This window comes from Bradyrhizobium sp. 187 (genome assembly GCF_023101005.1).
In the GTDB taxonomy this organism is placed as follows: domain Bacteria; phylum Pseudomonadota; class Alphaproteobacteria; order Rhizobiales; family Xanthobacteraceae; genus Bradyrhizobium; species Bradyrhizobium canariense_D.
The window spans coordinates 5,031,499-5,053,410 of record NZ_CP064693.1 but is presented as its reverse complement, the minus strand read 5'-3'; the positions used below and the strand labels follow the sequence as shown (position 1 = coordinate 5,053,410).

Here is a 21,912-nt window from a genome sequence, read left to right as displayed (position 1 = left end):
TTGGGGCAAGCGCGCGTTACTCCGTCGAGTCGAAATCCTCTTCCTTGGTGCCGAGCAGCGATGCGATCGTGCGCAGGCCGGAATCGAGCTGCTCGAACGAAGGCGGGGCGAGCGCGAGCCGCACTGCGTTCGGTGCGTGGCCATGCGCGATCGCGAAGGTCGAGGACGGTGTCAGCGCGATGCCGCGCCGGGCTGCCGCGGCGACGAAGGTCTGCGAGCGCCAGTGTGCCGGCAGCGTGAGCCAGAGATGATAGGAGCGCGGATCGGCGGCGAGCTGGTAGCCGGTGAGCAGCCTTGCCGCGGTCTGCTGGCGGCGCGCGGCGTCGATGCGTTTCAGCCGCGTCAGCTCGGCGACGGTGCCGTCTGCCATCAACCGCTGCCCGGATGCGAGCGCATGGCCGGACGCGATCCAGCCGCCGGTGCGGACCGCGCTCATGACGCCCTCGCGCAATCGCTGCGGCGCGACCAGGATGCCGAGCGCGAGGCCCGGCGCGACCTTCTTGGACAGGCTGTCGATCACGATGCAGCGGTCGGGGCCGAGCGCGGCCAGCGGCGTGTCGTCGGCCAGGAAGCCGTAGACGGCGTCCTCGATGATGGTGAGATCGAGCTTCTCGGCGACGCGCATGATATCGGCGCGCCGCGTCGCGTTCATGGTGACGCCGAGCGGGTTCTGGATGATGGGCTGGAGATACAGCGCCGACAGATGCGCCTCGCGATGCGCCTTCTGGATGGCGTCGGGGCGCGCCCCAAATTCGTCGATCGGTATCGGGACCAGCGTCACGCCAAGCCGCGCGGCGATGCTCTTGACGTAAGGGTAGGTCAGCGCCTCGACGCCGCAGCGGCCGCCGGTGGGAACGAGGGCTGCGAGGGCGGCCGCGAGCGACTGCTTGCCGTTGGCGGTGAAGACGATCTGCTCGGCCTGCGGGGCGAAATCCTTGCGCGCGAGATAGGCGGCGGCTGCATTGCGCGCGCTCTTGGTCCCGGTGCTGGTGGAGACGCGCAATGCGGATTCGAGCGCCTCGACACGCTCGAGGCCCGCAAGGCTTTTGGCGATCATTGCCCATTGCTGCGGCAGCAGCGGGTAATTGACCTCGAAATCGATCCGCGCGTCGCGCGGCTCGCTCAGCGCCTCGACCTCGCGCCTGATGGCGCCGGAGATGAAGGTGCCGCGGCCGACTTCGCCGACGACGAGGCCGCGGCGGAGCAACTCCGTATAAACCCGGCTCGCGGTCGAGACCGCGATGCCGCGGTCATAGGCAAAATTGCGCTGCGGCGGCAGCCGGTCGCCGGGCCTTAACGTGCCGTTAGAGATATCCGAGGCAATGGCATCGGCAAGCTTCACGTACTCGAACTTGGACATTATTGCACCGAGAGCAATGTTTCACTTGCTCCGAGTAGTGTACTGGAGCATTTAAGTTCCATCAAGCTTCACGATTGAGCCGAGGAGAGCGAGAGCAATCCGACGGCAAATGAGGTGCATGCGTTCAGGCGCTTGCGCCAACGGCATCCGCTTCGCCGCGTGGACAACAGGCCGGAGAAGGACAATGACCACGATCTCGCAGACCGCCGGGCGGAGTTTACGCTCATCCTCGTCAAACGGATTTTTCCGCAAGCTGGCCAACGGCGCCTATGCGCTGTTCGACAGTCTGGAGCGCCGCTCCGCCGTCAAGACGCTGAACGACCTCGATGACCGCGCCTTGCGCGACATCGGCATCACGCGCAGCCAGATCGAGGACGCGGTCTACGGTCAGGCGAAAGCAGAGCTAACGCGGTATCTGTAGGACGCTTTCGCCCTTGTCCCGGACGCGCAGCAGCGTTCTGAGGCTGCTGCGCTGCGTCCGGGGCACGAGACTGGCGTTTCGGGCACGCCTGCTTCAACATCGTCATTGCGAGCGCAGCGAAGCAATCCAGAAATCCCACCGCGGAAAGACCCTGGATTGCTTCGCTGCGCTCGCAATGACGGCCTTTGTGGATAGCACTGTCGCTCCTTTAGCTCGCGCTTTCATTGCAGACACAACTTTCCCTCTCGCGGCTTGTTCGCCCGAGCTTTGCTTGATCGCCTCACCCTCGAATGAAAGAGGGCGCAGGGAAGACCGGGCGTCGGCTGGCACCCGCGGTCCACTGTGCGAAGTTGCAGTAAAAAATCTGCACAGCGGCATACAGGTGAAGCCAAAACGTCCGGCCTTCCCTGCGCAGCGGTTTTACGGCTTATGCCGTGCTCTCCCCGAGGAGCGATGCACTATTGCCCCCGTCGCCTCATGGATGGCTGATGCGCGAACCCGGTCGGGCCGCCACATCACCACAAGACTTGACGCACAGACCCCGGGCGCCAGGACGACACGGTTTTGCCGTACGCTGTCAGCACCGGTCGTGTGCGCGACGCCTTCGCTCACGGTTGCCCGCCCTGCGAAACCATTCGCGCCGGTGTGGCCCAGCGTCCGCCGCTGTCCGGCCCGCGTTCGTGACGATCGCGATACGCCCCTCTTCCTTGGGCCGGGTTGCGGCGACACATACGCCGTTTCCGAATTTCGGTAAAGTGGAATATTTTCAGCGGCGGGCGTTGACCGACAGCTTGGGTGTTTTGCCCGACGGGCAATGCAAGGGCTCGTAGCCCGGATGAGCGAAGCGATATCCGGGAATCGTGATACGAGTCGTCGCGGGTATCGCTTCGCTCATCCGGGCTACGAGCTTGTATATGGCTCAGGCGAAGGCGGCCTGGTCCCAAACACCGCCGATCGTCTTCAGAGCGCTCGGGCTTGCGGTGAGGTCGTGTCGCTGCGCCGCGTTGGCGCCGATGCCGGACATCCCGACCCGGCAAATGCGCAGCGACGTTGCCCGCGAACTTGGCGATACGTGCGGCGGCCTGTTTAAGGACGAACAGCATCGTCGTGACGCGGCTAAGCGCGCCGAGCAGGATCAGCACCGAGAAGATGTCGATATAGGCGAGGAAGTCGCCGACCAGCATCAATTCCGGCGGGATTGGGATCCTGTGGTAGTAAGCCAGTACGAGGATCACGACGGGGATGAAGGCGATCACCTTCCGCACCGTCAGCCTGTCCAGCAGTGCGGCCAGTTGCACGACCAGCACCTGCCACAAAGCATCGCCGATCGCGAGCGGGATCTCGTACGTCCATCTCCGCCACCATTGCTTCACGACATTGCTCCGAGCTCAGTGCCTCACCACCAGCACGGAGCATTTTGCGTAGCGCACGACATGCCCGGCATTGGAGCCGAGAAAGTAGGTGCGCATCGCCGGCCGGTGCGAGGTCATCACGATTAGCTCGGCCTTCATGTGAACGGCTTCCTCCAGGATCTCGTGATAGATGCCGCCCTGGCGCACCACGCTGGAGATGCGGGAAGGCTCGATGCCGGACTCGCGTGCGACGATGGCGAGGGCTTCTTCCGAGGTCTGGCGCTGCTGCTCGTCGAAATCTGCCGGCACGTATTCGGCCAGCATCACCGGCGTCATCGGCAGCACGTTGAGCAGGCGCACCACGCCGCTCCAGGTCTGCGACAGCGTTGCGGCGGTCGCGATCGCCGGCTTGGCCAGGTCGGTGTCGGCGAGGTCGATGGGCACGAGGATCGACTTGAACATCTGCGCCTCCAAATCTTCCAGTCAGGACGTCTTGCCGGCACGTCGCGCGATCAACCCGATCGAAACAGCCTTAGCTTCGAATCAACCTTAACTTCGAAGTAGCCTTAGCTTCGAAGCAGCCTTGGACTGACGAACAGCACCAGCCTACCGCGGCGGTAAGCCACGTCACCCCAATCCTTGACGTCAAAATCGAAGATCGCAAGCCCCGACGTGGGCAGGTTGTCGGCGAGCGCCTTGGCGGCGGCCGGATCGCCGCCGCCCGTCAGCATCAGGGCGATCTCGTGCATGCCCGGATTGTGGCCGACCAGCAGCAATTGCCTCGGATCAGCCGGAATGGTTGCAGTGCGAATGGATTCCAGGATCTGGGCGGGATCGGCGGCGTAGAGTTCCGGCAGGACCTCGACCTGCGGCGCTGCGACGCGGTCCTTCATGGTCTCCCAGGCAATGTCCCAGGTCTGCCGAGCCCGGACGGCATGCGATACCAGTACGGCCTCGGGAAAGGGGGGATGGGCGGCCATCCAGTCGCCGATTTCGGCGGCATCCTTGTGGCCGCGGTCGTCGAGCCGGCGGTCCTGGTCACGGCCGCTCGGCGCGTCAGTCTCGGTCTTGGCGTGACGCAGCAGCATCAAACGGCGCATGGCACTCTCGAATCGTTACGCGTTCCAGAATAATCTACAGGTGCCGGTTGAGGGCAAGGTGACAAGGGCCTGCACAGTCCTCTAAAGCGCGATGAGATTAGGACAATCCCCATCGCGCTTTAAATTTTTGTTTTGAGCATGATCTTTTCGGAAAACCGCTGCACACTTTTCCGGATCATGCTCTAAGAAACGACATGAGCGAGACTTTCACAAGCGTGTCCCAGGAAGGAGCCGGCTTTCGTGAACGCGCGCGACTGTCGTTTGATCTCGACGCCGACATCTGCGTGATCGGGGCGGGGCTTGCAGGGCTCTCCATTGCGCTCGAGGCGGCCCGGCTGGGGGCCAGCGTCGCGGTGCTCGAGGGCCGCCACATCGGCTGGAACGCTTCCGGCAATCAACTCGGCACCGTGATGCCGGGCTTCGCGCTGCCGCTCGCCGAGCTGATCGAGCGCATCGGCTTCGAGGATGCGCGGGAATTGTGGACACTGTCGAAAGAGGGCGCCGAGTTCGTCCGGGCCAACGCCACCGAAGAGAACATGCCCGGGATCGGCCCGACCGACGGCGTGCTCGAGGTCTCCAACGTCGATGCCGGCGACCGGCTGATCAGCCGGTTGCAGATGCTGAACGAGGATTTCGACACCGAGGCCGAGGGCTGGCAGGTCGATCGCGTCCGCGCCGCACTCAAGACCGATCGCTACTTCCACGGCGTGCATTATCCGAAGGCGTTCCAGGTCGACGGGCGCAAATATGTGCACGGCCTCGCGGCGCTGGCGCGGCGCGCAGGCGCCCGCATCTTTGAGGACACGCCGGTCGTCAGCATCGATCATTCCGGCATCCGCAAGCGCATCGTCACGCCCTCGGCGCGGCTGCGCGCCACCCATATCGTGCTCGCCGGCAACATCCATCTCGGCGCGCCGTTGCGGCGCCTGTCGGACACGCTGCTGCCGGTCTGGCGCTATGCCGGCATCACCGCGCCGCTCGGCGAGCGCGTGCACGAGATCATCGCCTTCAAGGGATCGGTGATGGATTCCGACGGCGTCGATCATTTCCGGATCGTCGATGGCGACCGGCTGATGTGGGAAAGTCCGGAGACCACCTGGGCCGCACGCCCGCAGCGCTTTGCAGGCAGCGTCAGGCGGCGGATCCGGTCGATCTTCCCCCAGCTCGGCAATGTCGAGATCAGCGAGATGTTCGGCGGCGTCACCGGGCAGACCGTGCATGGCATGCCGCAGATCGGCCAGTTGCGCAAAGGCCTCTGGGTCGCAAGCGGCTTCGGCCGCCAAGGCATGAACACCTCGGCCATGGCCGGGCAGATGATCGCCCGCAGCATCCTGTGGGGCGACGAGCGCTGGAAGCTGTTCTCGCCGTTCGAGCTGGTCTGGGCGGGGGGAACGACGGGGCGGGTTGCCGGGCAACTGGTCGGAATCTGGGGCAGGGCGAGTTCCGCCGCCGCAGGCTCGCTTGCCCGCTATCGCGAGCGTGCCAGGGTCAAGGACCGGGAACGCGAGGCGCGCCTGGCCGAAGCCAACCGGGCCGCCGGGACCGGTCCGCGCCGTCCGCCGCCCCGGGTTCGGCCCCGGCCGGCCCCACCGCCGAAGCCTGTGGCGGAAGCCGTGGAACCAGTCCCGCAGGACGACAGCGCCTCGCGATAAGGTGAGAAAAACTCCGCCCGGAAGTGTAACGTCGACGGTTAGAGCCCGTATCTCAGGGCGTAGACGCTCCCGCATGGAGAATGAGATGTTTGACCGCCGCATCCTGTTGACGACTGTCGCCGGCCTGTTCGGCCTTGCGGCCTTCCGCTGGCTCAGAGCATCGCCCGCGGAGGCTGGAGAGAAAGCCGCGCAGAAATTCGAGATCGAGAAGACCGACGCCGAATGGCGTGCCCAGCTCACGCCGCAGCAATATGAGATCCTTCGCAAGGAGGGCACCGAGCGGCCGGGCTCCAGCCCGCTGCTCAAGGAGCACCGCAAGGGCGTCTTCGCCTGCGCCGGTTGCGACCTGCCGCTGTTCGCCTCCGACACCAAATTCGAGAGCGGTACGGGCTGGCCGAGCTTCTACCAGCCGATCGAGGGCAATGTCGGCAAGACCGAGGACCGGACCTACGGCATGCTCCGCACCGAGGTGCATTGCCGGCGCTGCGGCGGCCATCTCGGCCACGTCTTCGACGACGGTCCAAAGCCGACCGGATTGCGCTACTGCATCGACGGTTTCGGGCTGGTCTTCCATCCCGCGGCGGCGTCCGCAACCTAGCTTTTGTCCCGGCAATTGTTGCCGGTCCCGGCAATTGTGCCCCGGTCATCAGGCCGGGGCTTTTTCGTCAAGCCATTGATTTGATGAGAAAACCCGCATTGGCATAGCCCTTGCGACAGTCTCCTCCGACTGCGGCCGTGGTCGACCGGCCGCCGAGATCGGATCTGGAGACAAAGTTATGGGTATCTTCGATGCAATGAACACCTCGGTGGGTGGCCTGCAGGCGCAGTCCTACGCGCTGCAGAACATTTCCGGCAACATCGCGAACTCTTCCACCACCGCTTACAAGGGCATCGGCACCAGCTTCGTCGATCTCATTCCCGACTCCTCGGTCCCGAGCAAGCAGGTCGCGGGCGGCGTGACCGCCAACGCTAAGGCCACCATCACCACGCAGGGCACAATCTCGGGCTCCAGCGTCGCCACCAACATGGCGATCACCGGTGATGGCTTCTTCTCGATCCAGAAGGCCACGGGCGTCGTCGACAATGCGCCGGTGTTCAGCGGCGTCACCTATTACACACGGCGCGGCGACTTCCAGCTCAATGCCAACGGCAATCTGGTCAACGGCGCCGGCTATTACCTGATGGGCGTCACGGTCGACCCGAAGACCGGCAACCCGCAAGGCAACGTTGCGACGGTCCTGAAATTCCAGAACAACTTCATCCCGGCGCAGGCGACCACATCGATCCAGTACGCGGCCAACCTGCCGACCCAGCCGAACACCGTGGCGAGCACGACGGCGGCAACCAAGACGCTGCTGGCGGCCGGCGGACTGAACCCGTCGGACTTCGCGGCCAACCCGCTGCCGGTCGGCACGCCGCCTCCGCCTTATGCAAACGCCACAACGTCCGGCGCTGCCGCGACCGGCAATGTCCGCTCGCCATACTCGTCGACCACTGCGACCGGCACAACGGCGCTCCAGAATAACTCCGCGGCGGTGGCATCGAGCACCACCTCGCTCGACAACTCCTTGGGTACGCATCTCGCCTCCAGCATTCTCGCTCAGCTGAGCGGCCAGACGCTGGTCGTCAACGGTCACAATATTGTCTTCGATAATAGCTTGACCAGCACTCCCGACGGTCTTGGCGGCACGGCGATTGGTCTCGGCTCGGGTACTAACACAACGGTGGCCAGCATCATCTCCGCTATCCAGTTGGCCGGCGGCCCCGGCGTCACCGCATCGCTCAGCCCCAGCGGCAACATCGTGATCTCCAGCGGCACCACCACCGACGTACCGGTTGGTAGCGGCCAGGTGGCCACGGCGCTTGGCATCAGCAGCGTGACGCGCGGCGGCAACGTGCTGTCATCGCCCGCGATCTCGGGCGCCACGGTGCTGAGCGGCGCGGCGGCTGCCGGCGGCGCCGAGGTGCTCACATCGGGCTTCTCCGCCGGCGACGTCATCACCGTCAATGGTCAGTCGCTGACCTTCATGGCCTCCGGCGCGTCAGGCCCGAACCAAATCAACGTCACCGACAACATCACGATGCTGCTCGGTAAGATCGACACTCTCTCCGGTGCAACGGGGTCGTCAGTCAGCAGTGGGGGCGTGATCACGCTGAACACCGGCACAGCTTCCAACCTTTCGGTGGCGAGCTCCAACAGCGCCGCCTTCGCCGCGCTCGGCTTCACCTCGACCATCATCAAGAATCGTGACGGTGGTGGCGTTGCCGGCACCGGCGGCGTGATCGGCAACGACATCGCCACCTTCACCAAGGAATCGATCAGCGGTGGCGCGGTGACCGCTTACAACGCGGCCGGCACGCCGGTGAACCTGCAATTGCGCTGGGCCAAGACCGACAGCGCCTCGCTCGGCGCGGGCCATGCCGATACCTGGAACATGTTTTACCAGACTGACCCGAATGCGACGGGCACGACCGTCGGTTGGGTCAATACCGGCCAGGCCTTCACCTTTGCCGCCGACGGCTCGCTCACTTCGCCGAGCGGCTCGGGCATCACCATCAACAACGTCAGCGTCAGCGGCCAGTCGCTGGGCTCGGTCTCCTTCAACATCTCCTCGGGCGGACTGACGCAATATGCCAGCACCAGCGGCGCCGTCACCATCAACACCATCACCCAGAACGGCTACGCCGCCGGTCAGCTCCGCTCGGTCGCCGTCAACAACAACGGCCTCGTGGTCGGGACCTTCTCCAACGGTCAGAACCTCGACCTCGCACAGGTCTCGTTGTCGCACTTCAACGGCACCAACTACCTGAAGGCGCAGGACGGCGGCGCTTACGCCGCGACTGAACAGTCGGGCCCTGCCATCGACGGTGCTTCCGGTTCGATCAGCGGCTCGTCGCTGGAAGGCTCGAACACCGACATCGCCGACGAATTCACCAAGCTGATCGTGACCCAGCAGGCCTATTCGGCCAACACCAAGGTGATCACGACGGCGAATACGATGGTGCAGGATCTTTTGAACGTGTTGCGCTGATTGGTGCGTGACGTAACCAGAGGCGGCAAGCCAACATGGGTTTGAGTTCAGCCCTCGCCAGTGCGATGAGCGGTCTGCGTGCCAATCAGGCTGCACTCTCGATCGTTTCGTCGAACGTCGCCAACTCGCAGACGCCGGGTTACGTCGTCCAGACGCCGAACCAGATCGAGGTCACCACCGGCGACTTCGGCTCGACGGTGACGACGACCGGCGTCAGCCGCGAGCTCGACACCTATGTGCAGAAACAGCTGCGCACCGAGACCGGCGGCGGCGGCTACGCCGACCAGATGGCCAACATCCTGAAGCAGCTTCAGAATGTCTATGGCACGCCCGGCAACAGCGGTACGCTTGAAACCGCGCTGAACAGTTTCACCACCGCGCTGCAGGCGCTGTCGACCAACGCGGGCTCGCCCTCGGCGCAAACAGTTGCGCTCGGCGCGGCGCAGACGCTGGCGCAGCAGCTCAACCTCACCACCAAGGGTATCCAGTCGCTGCGCTCCAACGTCGAGCAGGATCTCAGCACCTCGGCCCTAGCTGCCAACGCGGCGATGCAGCAAGTCGCCGACATCAACTCCAGACTTCAGGGCCTGTCGGAACACGACCCCTCGGCTGCGACGCTGATGGACCAGCGCGACCAAGCCATCAATAACCTGTCGAAATATGTCGACGTCCACGTCACCACCGACGGGTCCAATCAGGCCAACATCTATACCACCACCGGCATCCAGCTGGTCGGCGCAGGCCTCGCCTCGCAATTTACCTTTGCGTCCGCTGGCACGCTGTCGGCGACCTCGCTCTACAACATTGATCCGGCCAAATCCGGCGTCGGCGCGTTCAATATCAAGCTCCCGAACGGATCGTCGGTCGACGTCATCGCCAACAACGTGGTGTCTTCGGGGCAGATCGCGGCCGATCTGAAGCTGCGCGACCAGACGCTGGTGCAGGCGCAGAATCAGATCGACGAGTTCGCGGCGACGATGTCGAGCGCGTTGTCGGACAAGACCACGGCCGGCAGCACGGTCACCGGCCCGCCGGCCGGCTTCGATCTCGACCTTGCCGGGGCGGCGCCGGGCAACAGCGTCAACTTCACCTACACCGACACGACCACCAATACGAAACGACAGGTCACGCTGGTCAACGTGACCGATCCGGCGGCGCTGCCGCTCCAGAACGCCACCAACGCCAATCCGATGCAGATCGGCGTGAACTTCTCCGGCGGCATGGGCGCGATCGCCTCGGCGCTCAACACCGCGCTTTCCGCCTCGCATCTGTCGTTCGCCGCCGCCCCGTCGCCGGCGACGGCCACCACGTTGCGGGTGACCGACGACAACAGCGGCCTCGCCAAGGTCAATTCGGCCTCGATCACCAAGACGATCTCGTCGCTGACCTCGGGCAATCCACAACTGCCGCTGTTCACCGACGGCGGGCAGGCGCTCTACACCGGCGCGATCACGGCATCGGGTTCGCAGATGACCGGCCTTGCCGGACGCATCGCCGTGAACACTCAGCTTTCCTCGGACCCGACCAGGCTGTCGATCTACAACACCTCGCCGGTGACTCCCACCGGCGACACCACGCGCTCGGACTATCTCTATTCGCAGCTCACCTCGGCGGTGTTCTCCTATTCGCCGCAATCCGGTCTGGGCTCGGCCAGCCAGCCCTTCACCGGCAGCGTCTCGAACTACCTCCAGCAGTTCCTGAGCGTTCAGGGCAATGCCGCGACCCAGGCGACTCAGCTCCAGCAGGGCCAGAGCGTCGTGGTCTCGACGCTGCAGGCCAAGTTCAACTCGACTGCCAGCGTCAACCTGGACTCGGAGATGTCGAACCTGATCCAGCTCCAGAATGCCTATGCCGCCAACGCCCATGTCATGTCGGTGGTGCAGAGCATGATGAATACGCTGCTCCAGGCTCAAGTGTAACAAGTAACAGGGCTCTGAAACATGTCGATCAGCAGCATCAACTACTCCTCGTCGGTTCTCGGCTCGCAGATCCGCAACATCAACCAGCAGCTCACCGACCTGTCGACGCAGCTCTCGACCGGCAAGCTGTCGCAGAACTATTCCGGGATGGGCACCAACGAGGGCTTTGCGATCGCCGGGCGCGCGCAGCTCTCCAACATTGCCGCCTATACCGACACGATGACCAACGTCAACGTCAGCATCAACCTCGCCAATACCGCGTTGCAGTCGCTGACCACGATCCGCAACACGGTGCAGACGGGCTCGGCCAACACCGCGCAGGATCTCAACGTCGACGGCCAGACGGTTGCGCAGAACACTGCGGCTGCGCAATTCGGCTCGATGGTCGGCGTTCTCAACACGCAGTCTGGCAACCGCTATCTGTTCTCCGGAACCGCCTTCAACACGCCGTCGGTCGCGAACGCCGGCGACATCATCAACGGCACCACGACGCAGGCGGGCTTCAAGACCGTCATGGCGGAGCGTCAGGCCGCCGACCTCGGCGCCAACGGCATGGGCCGGCTGGTGCTGACGACGCCACAGCCGACGCCGAGCTCGGTGAAGGTGTCCGAGGACTTCGCGGCATCGCCATTCGGCCTGAAGATCGCCGCGGTCTCCTCGACGCTGACCGGCGCGACGGTCACCGGCCCGAGCGGCTCGCCGGTGTCGTTCTCGGTCGACCTCAACGGCGTCAATCCGAAAAATGGCGACAAGCTCAGCGTGCAGTTCACGCTGCCCGATGGCTCGACCGAGCAGATCGACCTGACGGCGTCCACCGCGACGCCGACACCTGTCGGCAGCTTTGCGATCGACCCCGGTAATCCCAATGTCGTTCCGGTCGTTCCTCCGGACCCGAACATCACGGCGACGAACCTCAACACTGCGCTGAATACCGCGATCAAGAAGCTCGCCGGCACCTCGCTGGTGGCGGCGTCCGCTATCACGGCCGGTGACAATTTCTTCAATACGGCGGGATCCGCCACCGCGAATGTGGCGGCCACCGGCAATCTGCGCTCCTATACCTCCACGACCGGGACGGGCTCGGTCGCGTTGCAGGACAGCGCATTGGCGATTGCGTCTACGACCACGTCGCTCGACTCGTCGGCGACACCCCATCTCAACGGGACCATTCTCAACGCGCTCGCCAACGCTCCGACCGGTACCACACTGACCATCACCGGCGCGAGCGGCGCCCACACGATCACCTTCGACCCTACCGTCACTACCGTCACCACAACGGCCAGCGGCAATACCACTATCGGACTGGCTTCGGGCAGCGCCGCGAAGGTGTCTGATATCTTGAATGCGATCGCGACGGCCGCCGGCATCCCCGCCGCCAACGTAACTCTGAGCGCCGGCGGCAATATCCAGATCGCGACCGGCACCGGCACGGACGTGGCGGTCACCGGCGGCGCGGCGGCCACGGCGCTCGGTCTCAGCAGCGTGACGCGCGGCAGCGTGGCGTCGACGCCTCAGATCACCGGTTCAACTGTGCTGAGCGGCATTGCGACTACGGGCGGCCCGGAAGTCCTCTCGGCGGCGTTCCAGGCGGGGTCGGCGGGTCCGCCTGCCGTTAATCCCGATACGATCACGGTGAACGGTCAGACGCTGACTTTTGTCGCCTCGGGCGCCAGCGGCCCAAACCAGATCAACATCACCGACAACATCACAACTCTGCTTGGCAAAATCGATCAGATCACCGGCACCACGAAGCCGTCGACGATCCATGGCGGCGTGATCACGATCAACACGGACGATCCCGGGAGCCTCAATATCACGAGCTCGAACAGCACGGCGTTCGCGGCGCTCGGCTTCACGACCTCCCCGGTCACGGCGGCAAAGGCTCCGCTGCGCGTCGGCTCGTCGCCCCTCGGCTCGGCGACGACGCTGGTGAACGGCTCGGCCACCACCGTGCAATGGTACCTGGGCAATGACGGCCCCGGCTCGCCGCGCTCCACCGCGATGGCCCGGGTCGACGATTCCGTCACGGTGCAGTATGGCGCGCAGGCGAACGAGGACGCGATCCGCAAGGAGCTGCAGGCGGTCGCCGTGTTCGGGACGTTCTCGACCTCACCGACCGGGCAGTATTCGGGCGGGCAGGTCGCCGCGCTGAGTCTGCGGGTGACACAGGCCCTGACGAAGCAGCCAGGCGAGCAGCGAATCGAGGACATCCAGACCGACATCGCGATGGCCCAGAACACCATGAAGGACGCAGGCACGCGTCAGACCCAGGCCAAGGCGCAGCTCCAGACCATCATCGACCAGGCGGAATCAGCCTCGCCGGACCAGGTCGCGAGCGAGATCCTGTCGCTCCAGAATGCGCTCCAGGCGTCCTACCAGGTGACCTCGAACCTCGCGCAGCTCTCGCTCGTCAAGTTCCTGTAAGCAGGCGTTAAGGCGCCGTTAACCATGCCTCTTTACCTCTTGGTGAGGATTGCAGCGGGGCGGAGCTGACGATGTCGGAGAAGATGAAACTGGTGGTGGCCACGCCATGTTTCGGTGGGCAGGTGACGAGCATCTATGCGAGCTCGATCTTCGCGCTTCAGCGCGCCGTGCACGGCATGGCCAATCTCGAGCTCAAGGTGCTGCTGCGCGACGGCGATGCGCTGATCACGCGCGCGCGGGCCAATCTGGCCGCGATGTTCCTGGACGATCCCGAAGCGACGCACTTCCTCTTCATCGATGCCGACATCGGCTTCAAGCCGGAGCAGGTGTTCCGGCTGATCGAGTGCGGCGCGGACGTCGTCGCCGGCTGCTATCCAATCAAGCGGATCAACTGGGACAAGGCCGCGCGGGCGATCCAGTCCGGCCGCGCCGACGTGCCGGCCGCATCGCTCGACTACGTGCTCGAGATCGAGGACCCCGACCGCATCGTGGTGGTGGACGGCTTCACCCGCGTGCGCTACGCCGGCACCGGCTTCCTGATGATCCGGCGCTCCGTGCTGGAGGCGATGTGCCGCCATCCGGACTACGCCGCCCTGCAATTCTTCCGCGAGCATTCGCACGATACGCTGGCGGCGAGCCAGAACCGGTTTGCCCTGTTCGAATGCATGATCGATCCGGCGACCGGCACCTATCTGTCCGAGGACTTCGCCTTCTGCAAGCGCTGGACCGACATCGGCGGCGAGATCTGGGCCGACATCGAGAGCTCGCTCGATCACGTCGGACCGTCGGTGTTCCACGGCGACATCACCTCGCAATTCGCACCGGCGCCGGCGGCGGCGGCCGATGCGGCGTGAGCCTTTCGGGATGAGCGCCGGCGCATCCCGTTTGTCAGCCAGCGAGCGCGCGTCCGACGGCGGCTCGCGCTATCGCCTGCGCGATCTCTTCACACCACTGGATACGCTGCTTGCCTCCGGCGGAGATCCGCGGCTGGCGCTCGATCCGAACGACCGTGTCAACGCCTATGGCTGCGCGGCTTCGCCGGAGCCGGAGCTCTGGAATTTCGCCTCCGCGACCGCGTCGACGATCTCGCAGATGGCCTACGACCGCGCCGCGCTGGCGCGCGAAGAGCTGATGCACAAGTGCCTGTTCGACGAGGTCGAAATCGCCTTCGACGCCCGCTGCGAGGACATGCGCGAGGAGCTGCGCGGCCACCTTGCGCTCTCGTCGCGGATCGACGTCGTGTTCTCGCCGTCCGGCACGGACTCCCAGCTTCACGCCCTGTTCGTAGCGCGCGCGGTGCTCGGCGCGGCGCCGGTGACGATCGTGGTCGGCGCCGACCAGACCGGAAGCGGGACGCCGCATACTGCACGCGGCCACCATTTCAGCACGATGACGGCAGGCGGCATGGCCGTGCGCAAGGACGGCGCGGTGACGGGGCTCGCCGGCGACAGCATTGCGGTGCCGCTGATCGACATGGCGGCCGGCATTGCGATGCGCACCGATGCCGATGCCGCGGTGCTGCATGCGGTCGAGACCAGCCTCGCGCAAGGCCGGCGCGTTTTGTTGCAGATCATGGATTCGTCAAAACTCGGTTGGCGTGCCCCAAGCGAGGCGTGTCTCGACGAGATCGCGCGGCGCTGGCCGCGCAAGGTTCAAATTGTCGTCGATGCCTGTCAGGCGCGGCTCGGTCGCCGGCGGCTGCGCGCCTATCTCGACCGTGGTTACATGGTGCTGATCACCGGCTCGAAATTTTTCGGCGGACCGGCCTTCAGCGGTGCGCTGCTGTTGCCGAAAGGCCTGTCGCGGTCGATCGGCCGGATGAGCCGGATCGCGCCTGGCATCTTCGACTATGCCGGTCGCTGCGACTGGCCGGTGGCGTGGACGATGCTGCGCTCGCGCTTTGAGCGCCGGCCGAATTTCGGTCAATGGCTGCGCTGGGAGGCCGCGCTCGCCGAGATCGGCAGCTACTACGCCGTGCCCGGGGCCTTCCGCGCCAGGATGCTGGCCGAGCTCGCAGCCGGCATCGACAGCATGATCGCGTTGTCGCCGTCGCTTCGTGCCATTCCAACCGCGATCGACAAGTCCAGAGCAGACGACGGGGAATTCGTGCAAGCCACGATCTTTCCGTTCACGCTGCTGCGCGGCGGCAAGCCGGTCTCGCTCGCCGAGACCAGCGCCGTGCATCGGGCGCTGGCGTGCGACATGGCCGAGGAGATCAGCGGCAGCGCGGCGGACCGGCAAGTGGCCGCCCAGCGCTGTCTCGTCGGCCAGCCGGTCCGACTGGAGCGGCAGGACGGTGCGCCGCAGGCCGTGTTGCGCCTCTGCGTCGGCGCACGATTGGTGACCGAGGCATGGTCGCCGGATACAATGCAGGCGCAACGCAATGTGCAGCACGTTCTTGATCGCATCGCCCATGTGCTGGTGAAGATCGAGCTGCTGCTTGACCGTGGCGCGGTTGCGGCCGTGCCGACAAAGTCCGCGTTCGAGGTGTGAGATGCAACATCCAGTTTCCGCGCCGAGCGGCGTGACCGCGCCGACCTATGCCGACCGCATCGGCTTTGCGCAGTTGACGCGCCGCGCCTTCGAGGGAGGTGACCTGCATCCGTTGCGCGAGCGGCTGCTGGCGCGGATCGAGGAGGGAACGGCGGAGGCCGGCGAAGGCCTCGATCTCTCGCTGATTGCCCAGCTTCTCGGCGAGAAGGAGGCTGGGCTGGTGATCCAGACCGAGGTGCTCTCCTTCCACCAATTGTTTCGTACGCCTTGCGCGGCTCCAAAACCCCGCCTGCGCGTGCTCGCGCTCGCCGCCGATATCGACATGGGCGGCAACACGCCGATCGACTTCCTGCTTGAAGATTCCGACATCGAGCTGTTGACGCTCTACGTTGTCAAGGGCATCGGCCTGCCGGAGACTCTGCCCGAGCACGACGTCGCCATCGTGATCGCATCCGATTCCGAGGAGTGCCGGGAGGCGCTCGCGCTGATCGAGAAGGCCGCGCCGCACTGGCCGAAGCCGCTGCTCAATCGTCCCGATCTCATTGGCAATCTCGATCGCGACAAGCTGTATCGTCTGCTGACGGGCGTGCCAGGCCTCGACATTCCCGTGACCGCCCCAACGACGCGTGCGCAATTGTCGGAGCTTTCGCAAGGCAGGATCGTTTGCGAGGAGATCACGGGCGAACTGCGCTTTCCAATGATCGTGCGGCCGCGCGGTACGCATGCCGGCGTCGGTCTCGCGAAACTCGACGATGCTGGAGCGCTCGCGGCCTATCTCGCGGAGCGACAAGAGCAGGACTTCTTCGTCGCACGTTTCGTCGACTATGCGAGTCCGGACGGGCTCTACCGCAAATATCGTCTCGCGATGGTCGACGGCGAACCTTATGCCTGCCACATGGCAATCGCCGATCGCTGGGACATCTGGTATCTCAACGCCTTCATGGCGTTCAGCGAGGAGAAGCGGGCCGAGGAAGCCGTCTTCATGCTCAACTTCGACCATGCGTTCGCGGCGCGCCACAAAATCGCGCTGGACGAGATGAGCAGGCGCGTCGGCCTCGACTACTTCATCGTCGATTGCGCCGAGAACCAGAACCGCGAGCTGCTGGTCTTCGAAGCCGACAATACCGCCGTCGTGCACAACATGGATCCGCCGGCCGTGTTTCCGTACAAGTCGCCGCAGATGCGCAAGATCTTTGCGGCATTCACGGCGATGCTGTCGCGGCATGCACAGGCCAGAGAAGAGAGTGCGGCATGAACGAGCTCATCCGCAACACGCAAAGCTCCGTCACGCACACCTCGCTCGATCCGCAGGACTGGAGCGATTTCCGCGCGCTCGCCCATCGCATGCTGGACGAGACGATCGACGGCATCGCCAATATTCGCGCGCGCCCGGTGTGGCAGCCGATCCCCGACGAGGTCCGTGCGGCATTCAGGACGGACGTGCCGCGCGATGCCAGCGATCTCGCCGATGTCTACCGCGAATTCGCCGAGCATGTCGCGCCTTATGCGACCGGCAATGTTCATCCGGGTTTCATGGGCTGGGTGCATGGCGGCGGCACGGCCGTCGGCATGATCGCCGAGATGCTCGCCGCGGGCCTCAACGCCAATCTCGGCGGGCGCGACCACATGCCGATCGAGGTCGAGCGCCAGATCGTCGACTGGATGCGCCGCCTGTTCGCGTTTCCCGAGAGCGCGAGCGGCATCTTCGTCACGGGCACGTCGATGGCCAATCTGATGGCGGTGCTGGTCGCGCGCACCGCTGCGCTCGGCGCGCTGGCGCGGCAGTACGGCATCGGCAACGATGGCGCGCTGCTTACGGCTTATACTTCGCGGGCCGCGCATGGCTGCATATCGCGGGCGATGGATATCGCGGGATTTGGGAGCGACGCCCTTCGCAAGATCGGGGTCGACGCGGATCATCGCATCGACGTTGCCGCGCTCCGTGCGCAGATCGCTACCGATCGCGAGGTCGGCTTCAAACCGTTCCTCGTCGTCGCCTCCGCCGGCTCGGTCGATGTCGGCGCGATCGACGACCTCAAGGCCGTCGCCGCGCTGTGCCGCGAGGAGGGACTTTGGTTTCACGTCGACGGGGCGTTCGGTGCGCTCGCAATTCTTTCGCCCGAGCTCGCACCGCTGCTCGGCGGCATCGAGCTTGCCGATTCCATTGCGCTCGACTTCCACAAATGGGGCCAGGTGCCCTACGACGCGGGCTTCCTGCTGGTGCGTGACGGGGAGCAGCACCGGCGGGCCTTTGCCCAGCCGGCGGCTTATCTGAGCCGCGAGGCGAGGGGGCTTGCGGCCGGCGCGGTCTGGCCGTGCGATCTCGGCCCCGATCTGTCACGCGGCTTCCGCGCGCTGAAGTCCTGGTTCACGCTCAAGACGTTCGGTACCGACAGGCTGGGCGCGGTCATCGCGCGCAGCTGCGCGCTGGCGAAATATCTGGAGACGCGTGTTCTCGCCGAGCCGCGGCTGGAACTGCTCGCACCGGTCAATCTCAATATCGTCTGCTTCCGTTACCGCGCCGCAGAAGAGGTCAATCGCGAGATCGTCGCCGACATCCAGGAGTCCGGCATCGCAGCGCCGTCGAGCACGACGCTGGACGGCAAGTTCGCGATCCGCGCCGCGATCGTCAATCACCGCACCGACGAGACTGACATCGATGCACTGGTCGCGGCCGTGCTGGAGTTCGGCGGTCGGCGCAGCCGCGACGCTGTGATCGAGGTCGAGGCGCCGCCGCTCGCGGCACAGTAGCTCGATGCATGTCTGAAACGACAACGGCCCCCGGAGACGATCCGGGGCCGTTGTCGTTCGGCGTCCTGGTCGTTCGCGCCGGCGTGGCTGCGCGAACGCGTGGATCAGGCGGCGGTGCTGACCTCGGCCTGGATTGCTTCCGTCTTGGGATGGGTGGCCTCGAACTGGCCACGCAGCTTCGCTTCATAGGCGATCAGCTTGCGGGCGTCCTTGAGTGCCCGGTAGAGGTCGCCGTTGAGGATGTTATTGTTGATGCCTTCGATGATCGGCCAGGAGCTTGGCACCGCGGTGACGATGTCGCGCACCAGGTTGAAGTAGGTACCGTGCTGGGTCTGCGGATCCGGCGAGATGTACATGAGCTGGACCGCCAGATAGACGAGCTTGGCGGGCGTTTCGGCGGTCTCCGGCGTGAGGATGTCGCGCTCGCGCAGGATCGGCACGTTGTCGCCGTCGATCAGAAGGCGGGCGCGCTGGTCGGTGTTGGTTATCACGCAGTTGCCGACGATGATGCGTTCGTGCGGTCTGAGCTCGACCTTGAGGGCCATGCCTGTTCTCCATCAACGCTTTCGTAACCGAGCGTGTGTTGCGGCGGGTCAGGGCGCAATACTCCATCAAGACTAGTTAACGAGTTGTAAATCCCGGCCATTGCGGCGGAAAAGATCAATCATATCAACGCCGAAATTAACAGGCGGAGCGGCGTCACGGGCCTGCTTATCGGCCGAATCGCGCGCCGACTCAGCAAAAGTGCCGATTTCATTTCATGTTTCGTTAGAGGACTCCGCCCCACGGTCCGCCGGTCGCTGGGTCAATCTCGATCCAAGCAGACGCGTAACAGTAGCGTCGTTTACCAGAAAGGTAACAGAGTCATGTCCGGTATCGTCCTCTCCTCATCGGTTCGTCAGAACCTGCTCTCCCTCCAGTCCACCGCTGATCTCCTCGCCACCACGCAGAACCGTCTGTCGACCGGCAAGAGCGTCAACTCGGCCCTGGACAATCCGACCAACTTCTTCACCGCACAGTCGCTCGACAACCGCGCCAGCGACATCAACAACCTGCTCGATGGCATTGCCAACGGCGTGCAGGTGCTGCAGGCCGCCAACACCGGCATCACCTCGCTGCAGAAGCTGATCGACAGCGCGAAGTCGATCGCCAACCAAGCGCTGCAGACCACCGTCGGTTATTCCTCCAAGTCCAACGTCTCGACCACGATCTCGGGCGCGACGGCTTCGGACCTGCGTGGTACCACCAGCTTCACGAGCGCGAGCGCGCTGAGCAGCGTATTGTACGACGGTACAGCTGGCGGTACGCACGCTGCTGGTTCGGGCATCACGCTGGGCGGCGTTGTCGGCACCGATACTGGCACCGTCATCAATGCGGCGACGACTGCTGCCAAGCTTCTGAACGGTGCGGCTGCTGGCGATGCCAACGCTGGCGTTGCGGCAGGTGACACGCTCACCGTCAACGGCAAGACCGTCACGTTTGTTGCCGGCGACCAGCCGGCCACGGTGCCGGCGGGTCTCACTCAGGTTGCCGCCTCTGCCGGCGTCACGACCGGCAACGTCTACACGGATGCCAGCGGCAATGTGTCGGTCTATCTCGGCTCCACCACGAAGGCCTCGATCGGCGACGTGTTGACGGCCGTCGATCTGGCGAGCGGGGTGCAGAGCAACGTTGCCGGCACTTTGACGCTCAACGCAGGCCAGACCGCATCATCCGTGAACGGCAGCGGTGCGCTTCTCTTGAAGAGCACGACAGGTTCTGATCTGAGCGTGACCGGCAAGGCCGACATTCTGAAGGCCCTTGGCCTGACCTCGGCGACCGGCGCAGGCAACGTCACGGCCACGGCGACCCGCACTACGAGCTCGGCGACCTTGTCGTCATTCGTTTCGTCGGGTTCGACCCTGAACGTCGATGGCCATGTCATCACGTTCAAGGATGCGCCGACGCCGGCTGCGGCTTCGCTTCCCTCGACGCAGGGCGTGTCCGGCAACGTCGTCACCGACGGCAGCGGCAACTCGACGGTCTATCTGCAGAGTGCGACGATTGCCGACGTGCTGAAGGCTGTCGACTTTGCCACGGGCGTGCAGACCTTCACGCTGAACGGCAGTGGCGGTGGTGCGCTTGCAACGGCAACGGGCCAGACCAACTCGTCGATCAACGCCTCCGGCCAGCTCAAGATCTCGACCGGCGTCAACGCCGACCTGTCGATCACCGGCACCGGCAATGCACTGCAGTCCCTGGGCCTCGCCGGCAACACCGGCACGTCCTCGGCGTTCACGGCGGCCCGTACTTCCGGCACCGGCGGCATCAACGGCAAGACCCTGACCTTCAGCTCGTTCAACGGCGGCACGGCGGTCAATGTCACCTTCGGCGACGGCACCAACGGCACGGTCAAGACGCTCGATCAGCTCAACACGCAGCTCCAGGCCAACAACCTGTCTGCGACGATCGACGCCAACGGCCTGCTCACGATCACGGCGACCAACGACTATGCGTCCTCGACGCTTGGGTCGTCGGCTGCCGGTGGTGCAATCGGCGGAACGCTGACCACTGCGTTGACGTTCTCGACGGCCTCCGCGCCTACGGCAGACCCGGTTGCCCAGACCGCCCGTTCGAACCTGGTCAACCAGTACAACAACATCCTGAACCAGATCGACACGACCTCGCAGGACTCCTCGTTCAACGGCGTCAACCTGCTCAACGGCGACCAGCTCAAGCTGGTGTTCGACGAGACCGGCAAGTCGAGCCTCAACATCACCGGCGTGACCTACAACTCCAAGGGTCTCGGCCTCGCGGCGTTGACCAGCGGCGTCGACTTCATCGACAACTCCGCGACCAACAAGGTGCTATCGAACCTGAACGCGGCGTCGAGCACGCTGCGCTCGGAAGCCTCCGCTCTGGGTTCGAACCTCTCGGTGGTGCAGGTTCGTCAGGACTTCAACAAGAGCCTGATCAACGTGCTGCAGACCGGCTCGTCCAACCTGACCTTGGCCGACACCAACGTCGAAGCGGCCAACAGCCAGGCGCTGTCGACCCGCCAGTCGATCGCGGTCTCCGCGCTGTCGCTGGCCAACCAGTCGCAGCAGAGCGTGCTGCAGCTGCTCCGCTAATAAGCGGACAACATCGCAAGCAGAACAGGGCGGCGGGGCTTCGGCTCCGCCGCTTTCTTTTTTGCCGCGATGAAGACGTCGTGCAGTGAGACGTAGGCGATGCATTCGAATGCAGCCAATTGCTCACTCTGAGTTATGGTTGACAAGTAGCAAACACGCCGGCGCTGCACGAAAAAGCATCATTCTATCATGACGATACACGATGGCGTGATCCGGCTTTGATCGCGCATATGGTGAATCTGCACAAGGAGTGCCGCGACACGCTTCATGCTTTGTTAGCCCCAAACGTTCACCGTTC

16 protein-coding genes are annotated in these 21,912 nt (G+C 64.7%); 11 read left to right on the top strand and 5 right to left on the bottom strand.

What is annotated here, in order from left to right:
• Positions 1-16 precede the first annotated feature (16 nt).
• Positions 17-1,360: an aminotransferase-like domain-containing protein gene (locus IVB19_RS24480; protein WP_247398570.1), complete on the bottom strand. Its 1,344-nt coding sequence runs from the start codon at positions 1,358-1,360 to the stop codon at positions 17-19.
• A gap of 184 nt (positions 1,361-1,544) precedes the next feature.
• On the opposite strand from IVB19_RS24480, the gene IVB19_RS24475 reads away from it, so the two are divergent.
• Entirely contained in the window at positions 1,545-1,781 is a 237-nt protein-coding gene (locus IVB19_RS24475; RefSeq protein ID WP_162496269.1) for a DUF1127 domain-containing protein, read from the top strand.
• Between the two features lie 608 nt (positions 1,782-2,389).
• On the opposite strand, the gene IVB19_RS24470 is transcribed toward IVB19_RS24475, so the two are convergent.
• The 3 genes from IVB19_RS24470 to IVB19_RS24460 all read right to left on the bottom strand — a co-directional run bounded on the left by IVB19_RS24470 (position 2,390) and on the right by IVB19_RS24460 (position 4,233).
• Positions 2,390-3,154: a hypothetical protein gene (locus IVB19_RS24470; RefSeq protein WP_247475880.1), complete on the bottom strand. Its 765-nt coding sequence runs from the start codon at positions 3,152-3,154 to the stop codon at positions 2,390-2,392.
• A 15-nt stretch (positions 3,155-3,169) separates the two neighbouring features.
• Entirely contained in the window at positions 3,170-3,595 is a 426-nt protein-coding gene (locus IVB19_RS24465) for a universal stress protein (protein WP_007602088.1), read from the bottom strand.
• Between the two features lie 104 nt (positions 3,596-3,699).
• Positions 3,700-4,233 carry a SixA phosphatase family protein gene (locus IVB19_RS24460; protein WP_247297167.1) on the bottom strand — a complete coding sequence of 178 codons (534 nt, stop codon included), beginning with the start codon at positions 4,231-4,233 and terminating at the stop codon, positions 3,700-3,702.
• A gap of 194 nt (positions 4,234-4,427) precedes the next feature.
• Between IVB19_RS24460 and IVB19_RS24455 the strand changes: the two genes are divergently transcribed.
• From IVB19_RS24455 to IVB19_RS24415, 9 genes are all read left to right on the top strand, one after another.
• Positions 4,428-5,885 (top strand): NAD(P)/FAD-dependent oxidoreductase, encoded by a 1,458-nt coding sequence (locus IVB19_RS24455; RefSeq protein WP_247819901.1) that lies wholly within the window; start codon positions 4,428-4,430, stop codon positions 5,883-5,885.
• Between the two features lie 85 nt (positions 5,886-5,970).
• Entirely contained in the window at positions 5,971-6,483 is a 513-nt protein-coding gene (gene msrB / locus IVB19_RS24450; RefSeq protein ID WP_026233843.1) for a peptide-methionine (R)-S-oxide reductase MsrB, read from the top strand.
• A gap of 178 nt (positions 6,484-6,661) precedes the next feature.
• Entirely contained in the window at positions 6,662-8,917 is a 2,256-nt protein-coding gene (locus IVB19_RS24445; RefSeq protein WP_018459565.1) for a flagellar hook-basal body complex protein, read from the top strand.
• Between the two features lie 35 nt (positions 8,918-8,952).
• A complete protein-coding gene (gene flgK / locus IVB19_RS24440; protein WP_247377942.1) occupies positions 8,953-10,836 on the top strand; it encodes a flagellar hook-associated protein FlgK in 1,884 nt (627 codons plus the stop codon).
• Positions 10,837-10,857: 21 nt separating this feature from the next.
• On the top strand, positions 10,858-13,260 hold the full coding sequence (locus IVB19_RS24435; RefSeq protein ID WP_018459567.1) for a flagellin/flagellar hook associated protein: 2,403 nt from the start codon (positions 10,858-10,860) through the stop codon (positions 13,258-13,260).
• Between the two features lie 71 nt (positions 13,261-13,331).
• Positions 13,332-14,114 (top strand): hypothetical protein, encoded by a 783-nt coding sequence (locus tag IVB19_RS24430; RefSeq protein ID WP_018459568.1) that lies wholly within the window; start codon positions 13,332-13,334, stop codon positions 14,112-14,114.
• Entirely contained in the window at positions 14,104-15,753 is a 1,650-nt protein-coding gene (locus tag IVB19_RS24425) for a hypothetical protein (protein WP_247361793.1), read from the top strand. The genes IVB19_RS24430 and IVB19_RS24425 overlap by 11 nt, the downstream gene beginning before the upstream one ends.
• Before the next feature lies 1 nt (position 15,754).
• Positions 15,755-17,008: an ATP-grasp domain-containing protein gene (locus IVB19_RS24420; protein ID WP_026233845.1), complete on the top strand. Its 1,254-nt coding sequence runs from the start codon at positions 15,755-15,757 to the stop codon at positions 17,006-17,008.
• Entirely contained in the window at positions 17,005-18,504 is a 1,500-nt protein-coding gene (locus IVB19_RS24415; protein ID WP_018459571.1) for a pyridoxal phosphate-dependent decarboxylase family protein, read from the top strand. The genes IVB19_RS24420 and IVB19_RS24415 overlap by 4 nt, the downstream gene beginning before the upstream one ends.
• A 104-nt stretch (positions 18,505-18,608) precedes the next feature.
• Here the strand turns inward: IVB19_RS24415 and flbT are convergent, their stop codons facing one another.
• A complete protein-coding gene (gene flbT, locus IVB19_RS24410) occupies positions 18,609-19,049 on the bottom strand; it encodes a flagellar biosynthesis repressor FlbT (protein WP_018459572.1) in 441 nt (146 codons plus the stop codon).
• Positions 19,050-19,370: 321 nt separating this feature from the next.
• On the opposite strand from flbT, the gene IVB19_RS24405 reads away from it, so the two are divergent.
• Complete coding sequence (locus IVB19_RS24405; RefSeq protein ID WP_247361797.1) at positions 19,371-21,614, top strand: DUF1522 domain-containing protein; 2,244 nt, start codon at positions 19,371-19,373, stop codon at positions 21,612-21,614.
• Positions 21,615-21,912: the final 298 nt, after the last annotated feature.